We start from the raw sequence: 17054 nt of genomic DNA, 5'->3' as shown, positions 1-17054 counted from the left end.
ACCCATTTCCTAATTCCAGATGCTGAAACAAGTTCAGAATGACATGATTGTTGATATTCAATTATTCAATAATAATCTGCCCAATCCATTAGTCGCCAAAAATAAGCAAAATTTGGACTGGTTTGAAGAAAGTATTATCCCCTCTCCTCAATCACTCTTTCATAGGCAGCCTTCACCTTAACACCTGCAAGAGCTTCATTTACGTTAAAGAGATGATCACCAATTTTCTCCAATCGATTCAGATAATCCAAGAATACAAATCCCACCTCATTTGAGTAGGTATTTTTTTCAAGCTGGGCGTAGTGGAACTCTAATAAATCATCGCGACAATCATCAATAGCATCTTCGATTGCAATAGATTTATCGAGATCAATTTCTCCATTATCTTTGTCCAGATTTTCTCGGACATTTCGAACGGCATCGTGTACTAAATCAAGCAGCTCATTTAATTTTTTCATTGCAGGATCGGGGAGTTCTCTTCCCTCATTTTGCATTCGCTCAAAAGTTTTAGACATCTGGAAATAGATATCCGCTACACGCTCAAGATCATTAATCATGCTGTGCATTCCTCGTATGCGACGTGTAGCATCTTCGGTGAGGTTATAACTGGAAATCTTAGTGAGGTACTCAGCAATTTCCAATTCAATATTATCTGTTATCCCCTCCCTTTTTTCAATCTTATCTAAGAATTGATCCTGCCGGTTCTGTTTGTTAAACAACAATCCTTGCATGCTAAAGTGCATTTTTTCAATCAACTTAGCGAATAATTGAATTTCTTTATGCGCTTGCGACATCGACAACTCGGGAGAAGACATCATACCCGAAGAGATATACTGTAACCGGTGCTGCGTATCCTCTTTTTCTTTCTGATATTTTTCAATAATTCGGACAATATAAGGCACAAAACCAACCAGCAATAACACATTAAGCACATTAAACACCGAATGGAACAGTGAAAGGGCCAGCGTGGCATTAGCACGCCCAATTTCGCTTGTTGCATGAAGAATCGACCCTGACCCAGGCACAAAATAGCTCATCAAAGAGTCAACCCCCAATAAAAACGGATCAATTAAAATCATCATCCAGATCACTCCAAACATATTAAAGACGAAGTGAAAACGGGCGGCCCGTTTGGCATACACATTCCCTACCACAGCGGCAATATTCGCAGTTACTGTAGTTCCAATATTTTCACCCAATACCATCGCGGCTGCTATTGGGAAATCAATCCATCCCTCAAATAACATAACAAGGGTAATTGCCATAGCTGCTGAGGATGACTGGGTAACCAGGGTGAGTATTGTACCGGCAATTACAAAAATAACGATGGACGCAAAGCCAAACTCCGTAAACTGATCCAAAAACATAAACATCTCTGGATTCTCCTGAATATTAGGCACCCCATTTTTAATAAAATCAAGACCAATAAACAGAATACCGAATCCGATCATCGCTTCGGCAAGGTTGCGCAGCTTCTCGCGGCCGAAAAAGATGAAAGGAAAAAAGACACCGATTAACATCATGGCAACCGAGGTGATTTGCATCTTAAACCCAAAAATAGAGATCATCCAGGCGGTAACCGTTGTGCCTATATTGGCTCCCATTATAACCCCTGTGGATTCCATAAAAGTAATCAAACCGGCATTCACAAAGCTCACCACCATCACCGTTGTGGTAGATGATGATTGTGTAATTGATGTAGTAGCAAACCCGGTGAGAATACCCCGAAACCGAGTGCTAGTCATTCCTTTGAGAATAGCCCGAAGCTTATTACCTGCAACTTTCTGAAGGCCATCACTAAAAACCTTCATGCCGTAGATGAAAATTCCCAATGCCCCGATAAGCTGCAGAAAATCCCAAAACGTATACGTCATTATTCGTTTGTTTATATGCTAATCTAAATTAAATGGGATTGCATCCCGAAAAACAGCGCGGGTAAATATAACAGATATCAGCATTTTTTAACAGAAATAAAAGAACAGAAATCAATCCCATTAGTATTAAACAACACATTGCTTTATACTACTTTTATAAGGCAGATCAAACTTCGCAAATAATGATATTCTTCAGTTTCAACAAGTTTGGAAAGCATATATCTACTATTTTTCTGGTGCTTCTGGCAACCGTCTCCATTTCCTGTGCCCAAGCTCCGGGTAATCAATCAGACGTAGACTGGCTTATTGAAACTCTTGAAATCGAAAGTGGATCGACCGTCGCTGATATCGGAGCGGGCGACGGCGACCAAACCCTGGCGATTGCCAAGCATATCGGTGCTGAAGGTACTATTTACAGCACTGAACTGGGAGCCGACAGACTTGAGGAGCTAAAAGAAAAGGTCCACAATTCCAACTTCGATAATATATCTGTTATCGAAGGACACCCCGATAAAACAAACCTCCCCGAGCAGTGCTGTGACGCCATATTTTTGCGACGCGTTTACCATCATATCACAAGTCCAGAAACCTTTAACGCCAGCCTGTTTAAATCCCTTAAACCCGGCGGACGCTTGACCATTATTGATTTCGAACCTCGCGGATCTGAAGCTGATCCCCAAGGAAGATCATCCGGGAGTCAGCATGGGGTAACAGCCGAAACTATAGTAGAAGAACTCCACAAAGCGGGATTTTCTGTTATCAACTCAGAAGAGGGTTCGGGAAGAGATATCTACGTAGTAATGCAAAAACCAAATGGAAATTCCTGATATTTTCCAGCTAAGAATAAATTCCTCAACCTAACCCTATATTTCTTTATCCGTTCGGTATTTCTAAGTAGATTGTTTATATCAATTCCCACCAAACGAACGGAGGTTGACTATGAGCTACGGACACGTAAAATCAGGTGATCGTATCAACCTGCAAACACTACGCGAAGAACTGGACGTGGATAACACTTATGCCTTAGTTAAGACCGACCAAATGGAAGTTATTCGCATGGCTCTGCACAAAGGAAAAGTTGTTGAACAGCATTCTATTGACAGCGAAATATCTGTCTTGTGCCTGAAGGGAGAAATTTTATTTCACATCGACACTACAGCAGAAACTCTTACCAAAGATGACTGGCTCTATTTAAAAGAGGCCCAACCCTTCTCATACAGCGTAAAAGAAGATACTATTCTTTTGGTCACCATTGTTTTTGGAAGGCAAGAATCGAATTAACCTAAGCCAAAATATTATGGCCGGAGCTACTCTGTTTAATCACCTAAAAAACTGAGTAATGATTTTTTCTATTCTGACTGAAACCCAAAAATAAATTATGGATTCTAAAAATATTATCATTATTGGCGGCGGACTTTGCGGTTTAACATCAGCTTATCTGCTTGCCAAAGAAGGAATTACAACAACGATACTCGAAGCACGTAATCGACTCGGGGGACGTATTCATACCCTGCGCAAAGATGGCAAAGCTCCTATTGAAATGGGTGCCACCTGGCTGGGTAAAAAGCACCATCACTTGCTGGATCTTCTGGATGAATTAAATATCGGCATCACCGAACAGTTTATGGGTGATAAGGGATATTACGAGCCCATGTCAGTTTCGCCCCCACAACTTGTTGATCTTCCGCCCAACGAAGAGCCCAGCTACCGTATCGAAGGCGGTAGTGATAACCTCATCAACTCACTGGCAAATTACCCGGATGATAACCAAGTTTTGTTGGATCAAGCTGTAACATCCATCCGAAAAAATAGCAACAAGCTGGAAGTGGAAACCAATAACGATTTATTTAAAGCTGATACAATCATTAATACGCTACCGCCCAAGCTGCTTATGGATTCTGTTGCTTTCACTCCAAAATTGCCCAACGGGCTTCATAAAACGGCCCATCAAACGCACACCTGGATGGCCGAATCCATCAAAGTAGCCCTGACTTTTCAAGAACCGTTCTGGAGAAAACCTAACTCCAGTGGTACCATCTTTAGCAATGTAGGTCCCGTAAACGAGATGTACGATCATTCCGATGAGCACCAATCCCGATATGCACTGAAGGGATTTATGAACGAGGCCTATCACTCCGTATCCCAAAACGACCGTAAGGAATTAGTACTTAAACAATTGCGGCGATTTTATGGAGATAAAGCCGACAGCTACTGCTCCTATCACGAAACGCTATGGAAGGATGAAACATACAGCTTTGCAAAATATGACAACCATATAGTTCCTCATCAAAACAACGGAAACCCCATATTTCAAAAGCCCTATTGGGATAATCAGCTATTTATATCGGGATCAGAAACAGCAAACTCTTTCCCGGGCTATATGGACGGTGCTGTAGAAAGTGCACAACGAACTATTGACCAAATAATAGAAAAAGTTTAAACGTAGTTTATTAGCCATTCTACCGTATCTATCCCATTAATTTCTATTAGTTGTGTTAATAAGGAGACATTGGGCAATGGTCTTCTCAAGCTTATATAATTGATTCAAATTGCCTTGAATAAAATCATATTGTTTATTCGTGAATAGAAATTAGTTTAAAAAAAGAACATTTTTCAGAGATCCATTAAAGTAAATACTCCTATAAATTGTAAATAAACTTTTAACTATTTGAACTATATGTTCAAAAATTTTATAGTCTTAAATCATCATTTCCTTAATTATACATATCAGTATGAAAGTAAAACTCAGCTCTCTCCTATTACTCATCTTTTTTGTGCTGGGCGGAACTCCGCTTGCGGCACAAGACAATGCAAAAAGTGTTTCTGAAGCCAATTATAGTGGACTCGAATTCCGCAACATTGGTCCAGCTTTATTTTCCGGCCGCATTGCCGACATTGCCATTCATCCTAATGATTCCAATACATGGTATGTCGCAGTAGGATCCGGAGGAGTCTGGAAAACCACCAATGACGGTGTAACCTGGGATCCTATTTTTGACAACCAATCTTCCTACTCTATCGGAAGTGTAACTATTGATCCCAACAACCCGAACACGGTCTGGGTAGGAACCGGCGAAAACGTTGGAGGCCGGCATGTAGGCTACGGCGACGGGGTCTATAAAAGTACCGACGGGGGCCAAAGCTGGGAGAATATGGGACTCAAAGACTCCGAGCATATTTCGAAGATTATCGTTCATCCTAAAAACTCTGACATCATCTGGGTAGCAGCCCAAGGCCCTTTGTGGGATAAAGGCGGCCAGCGTGGTTTGTATAAATCTACAGATGGCGGCCAAAACTGGGAGAAAAAATTAGGGGGCAACGAATGGACCGGGGTCACAGACATCGAACTGGATCCACGTAACCCCGATAGGTTGTATGCCGCAACCTGGCAACGGCAGCGAATTGTTCCCATATATGTAGGCGGTGGACCGGGATCAGGAATCCATAAAAGCACCGACGGTGGAGAAACCTGGAAGGAATTACAAAACGGTATTCCAGATAATGTCGGTAAAATTGGAATGGATATCTCTCCCCAAAAACCGGATATTGTATATGCGGCTGTTGAGCTGAACCGCACAAAAGGAGGCGTTTACAAATCTGAAGACCGCGGTGAATCCTGGAAAAAAATGTCAGACGCCGTTGGAGGCGGAACAGGTCCGCACTATTATCAAGAGCTTTATGCTTCACCCCACCAGTTCGGCACACTCTACCTGATGGATGTAGAAACAGAAATATCTACTGATCATGGTGATAACTTCCGTGAGATGGACAACGATAAACACGTTGATAATCACGCTTTAGCATTTAAAAAGGATGAACCTGAGTACTTGCTGATGGGTTCCGACGGCGGACTTTATGAAAGCAATGATCTTGGTGAAAACTGGAACATGGTCCGCAATTTACCCATTACCCAATTCCATAAAATTTATGTTGACAACGCCAAACCTTTCTACAATGTATACGGCGGTACTCAGGATAACGGCTCTCAAATGGGGCCATCACGTACCGATAATGAAAGTGGTATTGCCAATCGCGACTGGAAAAAAACATTAGGAGCTGACGGACACGACGGTGCTACCGAGCCCGGTAATCCAAATATCTTTTATGGAGAGTACCAACAAGGGGTTTTACATCGAGTGGATAAACGAACCGGAGATGCTGTTCTGATTCAGCCTCAATCGGATGAAGAAGAGAATTATCAGCGATTTAACTGGGATTCTCCCGTTGAGATAAGTCCGCATAATCCGACCAAGATCCTTTTTGCATCACACAAGGTATGGGTTTCCAAAAATCGAGGAAACAGCTGGACTGCCATTTCAGGAGATCTCACCAAAGGGGACCAGGAACGGATCACCTTCCCTATCATGGGTAAGCAACGAAGCTGGGATAATGCATGGGATGTAAATGCCATGTCAGACTACAATACCATTACTTCACTGGCAGAATCGCCCCAGCAAGAAGGTTTGATCTATGCCGGTACCGATGACGGCCTTCTTCAGGTGACCGAAAATGGTGGAGAAAGCTGGCGCGAAATTGAACTTGGCAATATAGATGGTATACCTAATACGGCCTTTGTCAATGATATTAAAGCCGATCTATTTGATGCCAATACGGTGTATGTTGCAATAGATAATCACAAGTACGGAGATATGAGTCCGTACATCATTAAAAGTACCGATCGTGGACAATCGTGGGAGCTTATCAGCGGAGACCTTCCCGATGATCACGTGGTTTGGAGACTGGTACAGGATGATGTCAATAAAAACTTAATGTTTACAGCAACTGAGTTCGGCGTTTTCTTTACTGTGGACGGTGGAGAAGAATGGGTCAAGCTTGAAAGTGGTATGCCTACCATTGCGATTCGGGATATGGTTATCCAGCGACAAAAAGACGACCTGGTTGCAGGATCATTCGGACGAGGAATATTTATCCTCGACGATTATACCCCTCTGCGGCATGTAAGTCCACAGATGTTAAATCAGGAAGCGAAATTATTTGACGCCCAGGATGCTTATTGGTACCGTCCGGATACAGAGGTGGAAGATCTTGGTTCAAACTTCTATACAGCCGAAAATCCACCTTTTGGTGCTAATTTTACCTACTATCTGAAAGACGGACTAAAATCCTTAGAACAACAACGTCAAGAACAAGAAGAAGCACTTGACGAGGGCGAAGATGTGCCTTTCCCTGGCTGGGACAGTATAGAGGCCCAAAAAAGAGAGGAAGGTCCGAGTATCATCCTTACCATTAGAGATAATAATGGAAATGTAGTTCGGAAAATTGATAGCGCACCTACCACAGCTGGGTTCCATCGCGTAAATTGGGACCTGCGTTACCCTTCTAAAGATGTGGTTGAGCTGGAAGCTGAAGAAGGCGGTTATTATGGTGGAGGTTTCATGGCAACGCCCGGAACCTATACCGCCACCCTCTCTAAGAAGGTTCGTGGAGAGGTTACCCAGCTATCGAAGCCTGTCTCTTTTGAAGTTAAACCGCTGCGCAAAGGTACGCTAGAACGCGCTTCCAATAAAACAATTAATGAGTTTCGCAAAGATCTGGAAACTTTCCAACAGGATCTGACAAAAACCTCCAACAAGCTTGATAAGCAGATCAGCCGTGTTAATGCCATGCAAAAAGCACTCTCCAGAGCTTCCGAAGAAGATACGGCTCTGGTCAAACGCCTGCATGAAGCACGTATTCAACTGCTTAATCTCAAAGAGCAGATGGAGGGATCCGAAGCAAAACAGGAGATTGGTGAACGCATCAAAAAACCTACACCGAGTTCGAGATTATATGTAGGATACAATGCACTGTCATCAACCTACGGTCCTACTCCCATGCATGTTAAAACGGTAGAAGCCGGAAAAAGTGAGCTGGATAAGATTCAGAATAATCTCAACCAATTTGTTAAAAACGTGATGCCCGAACTTGAAAAAGCGGTTCAAAACGCCGGAGCACCTCCTATCGAGGATAGCTAATTATAAATCACATATCATTTAATAATCAAAGGGACGCTTCGGCGTCCCTTTTGCTTTAATAATATATGGTATAAAATATTCTGAAGCCTATTCTCCTTCTACCAACCACTCCAAAGTATCCACCCCATCGGGTCTCCAATCAATAGCTGGCTTCTGAGCATTCGATAAATGCTCTACTTCCAATTCCCAATCAGGTAAATCAATCTCGGAGTCTGTTATGTAAATACTCTGTAGCTGTTCACTGTAGGTTTTAGCTAACTCTTCCAGTTTGGATTCATCACCCTGCACCCAATAACAGACAAAATTCTGATCCAGCTCCAAGCCCCCTTCCTGCAGTAAAAAGTACTCCAACCATAACTGCGGACGTTCAACAGCTTCGTTATAGGCAAACTGCTGCTTAAGTCTTGGGGATGGGTATTCGTGCTGAGGATTTTCGAGCCAAAAACTTTTTGCCTGATTTGTTATTCCCGCTTTAAGTTTAGTCAGTGAAAAAGGTGAAACTACAATAGCCACCGATCTACATCCTTTCCCATCATATCGAAATATAGCCTCCGTCAATGCTTGCAGGATCTGCTCATCTTTTCTATCGAGATAAGCCATCGAAAAATGAGCCGTGCGAATCAAAAACCGGGCATCGGGCTTGGCTAAATCCAACTTTTGAATGGAGTTTTTTACACCCGGTACGGATGATTCTGATCCCGCAAAAATAATTGTGTCATGTGGCATTCCCTCAAAATCATCCAGGCGGTGGGTCCACTGTACATCACGGTCGGACCATAAATCCGTCTTCTTAACTTCATTCAAAAACGTCGGTAGCAAATACGGATCTTTCCGGGAAACTTTTCCTGTATAACGAGCACCACTCAACAGCGTGGCAAATGCATCCTGAAAACCAACAAGGGGTAAATTTCCAGCGTGCAGACAAAGTACGTTTTGGGGTGATGCATTCCGCTCATCATTTAATTCGGCCTGCGCAGCCCACTCCTCTATTGCTGATTTACTGATACTCTCTTTTATAGCCTCAATAGCATAATTGACATCCTCAAAACTGAAATAACTCTCCCGCACCGTGCGGTTGATGGCATCTTTGAGATATATATTATCATCCCACAACCAGTTTTCAGCAGCTTCAATTAAGGTATCTATGCGTTTTTGGATGTCGGTCATAAGTAAAATATTTCTTAAAACCCTGCGGGTCTCACAGATGAATTCCTAAGTATTTAATTGCAACCCTTTGAAAGACCCGCAGGGTTTGTCAAAATAAATGAATTTTAAATTCGTCTTACAGGGATTAAAATAATCCGTGAAAATCTATGGTTCTATCCTAATCTTCATCAATCAAAAAATTACAGCCGCGCAGATTTTTGGGATTCCAGCGTCCAAGCACCTGAAAACGCCCGTCTTTATCCATCACACCTTTATCACCAGTCAGCAAAAAGGAACAGCTGTGAACATTCGCCAAATCAATTACGCCAATTAATCCTTCTTCATAGGGCGGCAGAATTTCATTCAGATTCTCGGGATTACGGATGGTAACCTGCATCCAGGGGACGGTGGAAAACCATTTTCCCGGAGCATACGCCTGACTTAAAAGCTCTGCCATACCGTACTCAGAATGAATACGACTGCCGTCCAGTCCAAATCCTTTTGCCAGTCGTCGGTGTAATTCACTGCGCGATATTTCTCTGCGATGTGTTTTCATTCCTCCTGTCTCAATTACAATACTGTTAGATGGTAAATTGATATCATCAATCTCCAACAAATCCAACAGCCCAAAGGCGGCCCCAAATATTATCAGCTGTTTCCCCTGTCGCTGTACTTCTTTAATAGCACCAGGATTCACCGGCTCACCAAGTGGTAAAAAACGGCTTAAGCCACTGTTATCCTGGTCAATAAGCTTCTGAATCATATAGATCAGTGACGAATGCGGATTATCCGCATAACCGGGCGGATAGCCCCATATTACGGCATTATCGAGATTGTAAAAATGACGAAAGCCTTTTAACAACGATTGATCATAAAGTTCAGAATCATGGACCCGGTGGATACTCCGCCGCATATCGGAGGTGCCGCTACTTTTAAAAATAAGGTCGGCATTTTCTTCGGAATGCGTAGTAACCACAGCATCTTTGAACGCTTTGATAGGTAGTAGTGGAATAGCTGATATGTCATCTTGAACTCCTTTCAGAATCTCGGAATTCGTATTCAATACTTCACAATAACGATGATAGACAGCATTATTCTCGAACTGGTATTCGAAAACCTGTTTAGCTTTCTCCTTAAACGAAAGATCCTCTAAAAAAATAAGCTCCGACCAATTATTCATCTAACAACAAATATTTTATTCTACCACTGAGCTGCACAAAGTTTTACCCTAAATTATTGAGAAGATCTCTGTTAATCTACTATATCCGGCTCTATTCTAACCCAACCCTTTCAAAAATCCGCTCGACATTTCGGGTGTGATGATCCAAATCAAAAGCTTCTTCAATTTCTTCTTCAGTGAGGTTTTCCTGTACCGTCTCATCGGCTTCTACCAGATCACGGAACATCGTTTTCTCTTCCCAGGCCTGCATTGCCAGCGGCTGCACGGTATCGTAGGCTTTTTCACGCGACATGCCGGTATCAATTAGTTTATGCAGTACGCGCTGGGAAAACGTCAATCCAAATGTCTTATAGATATTATCGTGCATATTATCTTCAAAGATCGTCAGCTTTTCGACCACACCAGAGAAACGATTGAGCATGTAATCCAGTAAAATAGTAGCATCGGGCAGGATAATACGTTCAACTGACGAATGAGATATATCGCGCTCGTGCCAGAGGGGAATATTTTCGTAAGCTGACATCATATATCCGCGGAGTACACGCGAACAGCCTGAAATATTCTCTGAGCTCACCGGATTCCGTTTGTGCGGCATTGAGGATGAGCCCTTCTGTCCCTTTCTGAAAAACTCCTCAGCCTCCCGAACTTCGCTGCGCTGCAAATGACGAATTTCTACGGCCATCTTTTCCATCGTTGATCCGATAAGCGCCAGCGTTGAGATGTAATCAGCATGACGATCGCGTTGCAGGGTTTGCGTTGAGATCGGTGCCGGTGTAAGTCCCAATTCTTCACAAACGGATTCTTCTACTTCCGGCGGAATGTTGGCAAAGGTCCCAACAGAACCGCTCATTTTTCCGAACTCTACATTCTTCGCCGCTTTTTCGAACCGCTCCAGATTGCGCTTCATCTCAGCATACCAGAGCGCGCATTTGAGTCCGAATGTCGTAGGCTCGGCGTGAACCCCGTGAGTACGTCCCATCATCACGGTATATTTATGCTTTTTAGCCTTCTCAGCCAGTACATCAATAATATTCTGAATATCTTTTCGCAGGATTTTATTGGCCTGCTTCAGTCGATAACCGTTGGCTGTATCAACTACATCAGTGGAAGTAAGTCCATAGTGCACCCATTTCTTTTCTTCCCCGAGCGACTCTGAAACCGACCGCGTAAACGCCACTACATCGTGACGAGTTTCCTTTTCGATCTCTTTAATCCGATCAACATCAAATGAGGCATTTTCGTAAAGCTTATCAACATCTTCTTTGGGAATTTTTCCCAGCTTGCTCCACGCGTTACAGGCTGCTAATTCAACCTCCAACCAGGCTTGAAATTGATTTTCCAGCGACCAGATATCGGCCATCTCCTTACGGGAATATCGCTCAATCATGAAATATGGTATCCACTAAATTTTGATTTCTATGATGCCCAAAGATATTGGAAATATTGGTAAAAGTAAGGAACGAATGATTCAAATAATTTGAACTTAGCCAAAAATGCCATGCTGGCATTCCTGCCTGCATCTTTTATTTTGTAGAGAAATTAACCGCTACCTGAAATTAGACAAAAGCTCTTTATGATCAGTAGATATCTCATCAATTTCATAGTTACAATACTAGTATTGGGATCAATCGGATGTACAGATTCTACTGAACAATCTGATGAGACCGATATCTTTATGTGGATGGGATCAAATCATCTCATCGATGAGGATCCCAGAATGTACGAATCGATGCTTGCTTTCGCCGACCGGCATAGCATCATTCCCTATGAATCCGGTGCCAATACCGTGGCTGATCTGGAACGATTTCTTCGATACACTCAAAAAGAAGGTATTTCAAAAACATGGATCGAAATTGGACCGGATAATGGCATAACAATTAAAGAGTTTGTTGAAGATCCGGAAAAAAGAAAATCCACACTGAATCGTTTTCGTAAATTGGCCCGCACTTATAAATCCTATTATCCCGACTTTGCCCGAATTTCTATTTTTGATGAGGCTCCGCTGGGTGCTTTTGACCGCGATCCTCAAAACAAGGATTATGAGACCATCTTTCACCAGTTCTCACAATATGCCCCAAAAGCTTTTTCGCTGCTCTATGATGCTTTCAAAGAAGAATTTCCAGAAGCCGAAGTAGGCATATTCCTTCATCATCCTCATAATGCATCACCGGAGATGGCCGGACGTTATTCCTATATCGAATCGTTCATGAAAAGCACCGATTCGCTGGGAACTGCACCCGACTTCATCTACTCGGATGTCTATCGCGGATATTTCAATCGGGGATATGGACAGGAAGCCACTGACAAATATATAACGGATGTCGTCCGGCACACCAAAGAAGTAGCCAAAGAATATGACATCGAAGCCTACCAATTGGGACAGGCACACACCATTAAACTGGGATATACGCCCAGTCAGCGCCAAATTGATACTAATGTAGAAGCCATGCTGGAAGGTAACCCCGATGGCATTGGGTGGTATTGGCCAAATTACGCAGCTACCAATGTCGTTCGCGACAATAATGATGGTAAAGGAACACCGGCCAATATCGATGTTTCTTTTAATCCGTTTGTACCCAATAACTGGGGGAAAATTGGCCCGGCGGGATCTTTGTACGGCACCTCCCGTGATCGGTTCAGCTATTCTTACCTACGGATGCTTGAAGCCACAGACCAATTAGAACCGGACAAAGCCTTCGATCTATGGATTTATGGTCATGATTTTGACCACGTTGAGCATGCCGTTTTGATGAAACCCAAAACCTCATCTGAGGAACAGTGGGAATTTATTGGTTATATCAATCCCCAGCAGGATAAGGATGGATATGAAGAAGACACCAGGGAACAATACATGTATTCCTATAATGAAAAGTGGCACGCAGTTATTTTTCGCGGACTCTCTCGCCAAAAATTCCTGAACAGTGATACGCTTGACTCGTCAAAAAAACTGGAAATTAAAATTGAGTCTACTGATGAGAGTGACGGTTCAGAATTAACGGCCGTTTATGCTATGCCCTATTACCAGACACGGCATTTTGTAACCGAACAGAAAGTCACCGAACTTATTGAACAGCAATCGCGGTGGGTATCCATCAATAGCCTGGGCTCATATATTCGCCCCGTACCGTTTACATTAAATAGCGATACCGTTTTTACCGGTACTGTCAGAGGAGAACAACCGTATGGCGGGGCTGAATCATTTCGTCACTGGCTCGACACCCAATACTCATCAGAATAACAAAAACAAGAATAGTATTGTGGAAAGATCCGTACAAATTTTTATCGCGAGCATACTGATATTTCTGTTATCAATCTTGTCATGTTCGGCCCAGCCCGATCATCCCGATTTATTGAACGGTGAATTCTGGAAATCCCAGGGCCTTGAAACCGTTATGTCTGCCTGGATTGAAAACGGAATTGACTCGACCGACGGGCAGTTTCGTGCATTCATGGATCGTCAGTGGAATCCGTATGACAGGAACCTAAAATATCCCGGTATGCTTAGTCGTCACTTATTTAGCTATTCGGCTGCCTATATGATGAGTGGAGAACCACACTATCTCAATAAAGCGGATAAACTTTTTGAGTATCTCATCAATCACGGTTGGGATGAAGATTATGGCGGATGGCATTATGCTATCAATCCCAAAGGCAAAGCTGTAGACAGCAAAAAAGATCTCTTTATGAATATCTATGCCGTCACCGGCCTGGCAATGTATTATATGGTTACGCACGATCAAGAGGCAATGGAATATATCCGGGAAACCCGCTCTTTGTTGAAAGAGCACGCATGGGATGACGAAAATGGTGGGTATTATCGCCGGCTGGACAGAACATGGAAGGTAACCAACGACAACAAAGTATTTACTCCGCAGGTCGCTCCTGTTTCCGGTTATTTGCTCTATCTTTATGCTGCTACTCAAGACCAAGACTACCTGGAAGAAACTAAGCAGCTAATGTCGTTGGTCAGCAAACATATGCAAGATCAGAAATTGGGCTGGATCAGGGAAAAATTTGATCCAGAGTGGAACCCTTTAACTGATAACAAAAAAGAAGAAAAGATTGATATCGGCCATAATATCGAAGTTGTCTGGATATGGCTCAGGCTTTATGCCATCACCGGAGATCCTTCTTATAAGAAAAAAGCTGAAAACCTATACGATAATTTACACAACCATGCTTTTCGGGAAAACGGCGCATGGTTTCACAAAATGGCATTGACGAATCCGAATAAATATTCCAAAACCACAAACTGGTGGATACAGGCCTATGGCAATATGCTCGAACTCCCAATGTATCATTATGGCCATAATGATAAGAGTCTGGAATATTTTAAAAGCGGAGCATCATTTTGGAACACAGCATTCGTGGATGAACAGTACGGCGGAACCACGCTGTCAGCGAACTTGAACGGCTCTATCAACCGCGGCGATAAAGCCGTGCGTACCAAAACCTCCTATCATGCGGTGGAACATTCCCTGTTAAACTATTTATACCTGAATTTATGGGTACAAGAACAACCAGTAACGCTCTATTTTCATTGGGATACCGACAGCGACGATGCACCACTCTGTCCCCTGCCTGTTACTGATTTAAATACCCAAGTTACAGAAGTTAGCATAAACGGGAATTCACAAATCATCTCTGACCCAAATGATACTTGCATAGCAATTCCCGACAAGTCCAAAGGTTCAATAAAAATTACTATAGAATAATGATAGATTTTAAAAATATATTCGCACTTTTTGCATGTCTGCTATTTGCATCGATAGGAAGCGCACAAAACCCTATTGAAGAACCTTCGAAGTTTGACCTGGTAATTTTTGGGAATAATCTGGATTCCAATACTGAAGTATTATTGCGAGAAAATCCCGGTACCGAAAACAGTTGGAACAAACTGGATTCGGGACACTTGATTTCAGATGAACAGAATGAGTTTACCAGTCTCATCTTCAGCAGCCTATCGACCGAAAAATTTGCGGGACAAGATATCAGAGAAAATTATATTGCGATAAAAATAAATCCTTCTTCAAGTAGTTCCCTGAATATTCGAGCACTTTACGTTTTACCCCACGCAAAATATACATCGGATCATTTACAAAATTTACATACCGCAATTCAATCCGATCCTGAGCAAATAAGAAAATATAGCATGGGTAAGCTCATCTTTCCGCGAGCACAATCTATATCCGGCGATAAAAAAATTACAGAACATATTGAGATGTCTGTTCGCCACCTCAAGCCAGGAATACAAGAAGTTAAATGGCTCGATATTATATTCTCTGAAGATTAAACAAATTACTCTATTGCATAGGAATTTTAATCCAGCTCCCCTGTTCAATACTGGCATCGGCTTCAACCTGATTAAGAATCGCCACATCTTCAGCTGTAATATCCATTGGTAAATTATCCACAAACATCGAGAAGGACTGCGATCGATCCACTTTTTGTGTTTGCAAGCGAAGGGGCTTTCGATTCAGCTTATCCTGATCGGTAAGCTCTGCAAAAGAATAGCTGGTTTGCTCAAAATTTGGGCGGTAGTTTTCAAACTTATCAGCCAGACTATAATTCGTAAACCGATAGATATTGCTGTCATAAGATACGGCATATACCAAGAATCGATATTCTGTTCCTTCTTCAGTCATTGCCGTAGCCAACGCCCGGTAGCCATTCAATCCATTTTTCTGGGTGGACTGCTGCGACTGTACCGTAAAACCCTCCTGAGTCACATAGTTCCTTACCGACGTTTCTGGCGAATCGGCTTCACTGTCAATTTTCATTAGAGAAATGGCGTCCTGATTTTCATTAACCGCTGCTACCAATGTAGGCTGATTGATAATCTTCCAATTGTCGGGATAATCAAACTGAAATTTTAAATCCGGATGATAAAAATTGCCATCTTTAGTAAATCCTTCGCGAGGATTTTTTCCATAAATCATCCCATCAATCACATTCATATATTCATCAGTATTCTCGATATTCTGTTCATATCCTTTTTGCTGCCATTCTTGTGCCAATTCCGGAATACGCGTAGCACGCTCCGAAGGATCGGGATGTGACGATTGCCATGTAGGTATTCCCTGTCCGGACTGATCAGAAATGCGCTCCAGAGCACTAAAAAAGCCAGCTCCGTCTGCCGCCTCATAGTTTTTCATAGCCGCATATTCTACGCCAAGATTATCCGATTCCCGCTCATCATCACGACTGTAGCTTAAAAATAAAAGCTGGGCAGCCTGGCTTCCTAACTGTAGCACACTTTGCCCCGGAACCCCTAAAAGTTCTTCGCCGGCCACGGCACCGCCAATAAGCGCAAGCTGTCCCATTTGTTGCTCAAATGCCCGCTGGGATGCATGTCGAGCAGCTATATGCGCAATTTCGTGGCCCAATACCACTGCTAATTGCGCTTCATTTTCAAGGTGAGCCAACAATCCCCTCGTGACATACACATAGCCACCCGGCAGTGCAAAGGCATTCACCACAGGACTATTCAAAACCCGGAAATAAAATTCAGTTTTACGGTATTTTTGATCCGTATCTTCGCGACGCATGTGACTTACAGAAAGGACCTCCTGTCCTACATTTTCCACATAATTCAGCAATTCTTCATCATCGTACACCCCATACTGCTGCTGAATCTGCTGGTCAGCTTCTTTTCCGATTTGAACTTCTTTTTCCCAACTGTACCCATACGCTCGTTTTGATCCCGTCACCGCACTTCTCTGTACCACACAAGAACTCACAAACACAGCAACGATACAAAAAAGCGTAATATGTTTGATAAAAGACATTTTCATAACAAATCGGATAAATTATTTGATAGAATCATAATAATATAAAGATAATTATTCCCAAGATAGTCCCACGTTGCATTAATTATCT

The 17054-nt window shown here is 42.6% G+C and carries 12 protein-coding genes; 7 read left to right on the top strand and 5 right to left on the bottom strand.

Features of this window, described 5'->3' with window-relative positions; genetic code table 11:
• Nucleotides 1-134 precede the first annotated feature (134 nt).
• Complete coding sequence (locus ACQ4LT_RS04435) at nt 135-1874, bottom strand: Na/Pi cotransporter family protein (protein ID WP_445664811.1); 1740 nt, start codon at nt 1872-1874, stop codon at nt 135-137.
• 182 nt (nt 1875-2056) lie between these two features.
• Between ACQ4LT_RS04435 and ACQ4LT_RS04430 the strand changes: the two genes are divergently transcribed.
• From ACQ4LT_RS04430 to ACQ4LT_RS04415, 4 genes are all read left to right on the top strand, one after another.
• Nucleotides 2057-2701, top strand: coding sequence for a class I SAM-dependent methyltransferase (locus tag ACQ4LT_RS04430; RefSeq protein ID WP_445664810.1), 645 nt, complete (start codon nt 2057-2059; stop codon nt 2699-2701).
• A gap of 112 nt (nt 2702-2813) precedes the next feature.
• Nucleotides 2814-3155, top strand: a complete 342-nt coding sequence (locus ACQ4LT_RS04425) for a hypothetical protein (RefSeq protein ID WP_445664809.1) — start codon at nt 2814-2816, stop codon at nt 3153-3155.
• 97 nt (nt 3156-3252) lie between these two features.
• A complete protein-coding gene (locus tag ACQ4LT_RS04420) occupies nt 3253-4314 on the top strand; it encodes a flavin monoamine oxidase family protein (RefSeq protein ID WP_445664808.1) in 1062 nt (353 codons plus the stop codon).
• A gap of 292 nt (nt 4315-4606) precedes the next feature.
• The gene (locus tag ACQ4LT_RS04415; protein ID WP_445664807.1) at nt 4607-7849 is read left to right on the top strand and encodes a VPS10 domain-containing protein; all 3243 of its coding nucleotides are present in this window, start codon (nt 4607-4609) and stop codon (nt 7847-7849) included.
• An 87-nt stretch (nt 7850-7936) separates the two neighbouring features.
• On the opposite strand, the gene ACQ4LT_RS04410 is transcribed toward ACQ4LT_RS04415, so the two are convergent.
• The 3 genes from ACQ4LT_RS04410 to purB all read right to left on the bottom strand — a co-directional run bounded on the left by ACQ4LT_RS04410 (nt 7937) and on the right by purB (nt 11562).
• Nucleotides 7937-9016 (bottom strand): acyl-CoA reductase, encoded by a 1080-nt coding sequence (locus ACQ4LT_RS04410; RefSeq protein ID WP_445664806.1) that lies wholly within the window; start codon nt 9014-9016, stop codon nt 7937-7939.
• A gap of 157 nt (nt 9017-9173) precedes the next feature.
• On the bottom strand, nt 9174-10175 hold the full coding sequence (locus ACQ4LT_RS04405) for a LuxE/PaaK family acyltransferase (protein ID WP_445664805.1): 1002 nt from the start codon (nt 10173-10175) through the stop codon (nt 9174-9176).
• 91 nt (nt 10176-10266) lie between these two features.
• Nucleotides 10267-11562, bottom strand: coding sequence for an adenylosuccinate lyase (purB, locus tag ACQ4LT_RS04400; protein WP_445664804.1), 1296 nt, complete (start codon nt 11560-11562; stop codon nt 10267-10269).
• Between the two features lie 186 nt (nt 11563-11748).
• Here purB and ACQ4LT_RS04395 point away from each other — a divergent pair, with 186 nt between their 5' ends.
• Genes ACQ4LT_RS04395 through ACQ4LT_RS04385 form a run of 3 tightly spaced genes read left to right on the top strand, consistent with a single transcriptional unit; the run spans nt 11749 to nt 15468 of the window.
• Nucleotides 11749-13413 (top strand): hypothetical protein, encoded by a 1665-nt coding sequence (locus ACQ4LT_RS04395; protein ID WP_445664803.1) that lies wholly within the window; start codon nt 11749-11751, stop codon nt 13411-13413.
• 19 nt (nt 13414-13432) lie between these two features.
• Nucleotides 13433-14890, top strand: a complete 1458-nt coding sequence (locus ACQ4LT_RS04390) for an AGE family epimerase/isomerase (RefSeq protein WP_445664802.1) — start codon at nt 13433-13435, stop codon at nt 14888-14890.
• Complete coding sequence (locus ACQ4LT_RS04385; protein WP_445664801.1) at nt 14890-15468, top strand: hypothetical protein; 579 nt, start codon at nt 14890-14892, stop codon at nt 15466-15468. Before ACQ4LT_RS04390 ends, ACQ4LT_RS04385 begins: the two co-directional genes overlap by 1 nt.
• 10 nt (nt 15469-15478) lie before the next feature.
• Here the strand turns inward: ACQ4LT_RS04385 and ACQ4LT_RS04380 are convergent, their stop codons facing one another.
• A complete protein-coding gene (locus ACQ4LT_RS04380) occupies nt 15479-16969 on the bottom strand; it encodes a M48 family metalloprotease (RefSeq protein ID WP_445664800.1) in 1491 nt (496 codons plus the stop codon).
• Between the last annotated feature and the right edge of the window lie 85 nt (nt 16970-17054).

The sequence above is a fragment of the Fodinibius sp. AD559 genome, from assembly GCF_052712805.1.
The sequence above is the reverse complement of the archived record's forward strand: the minus strand, read 5'-3'. Positions and strand labels throughout refer to the sequence as shown.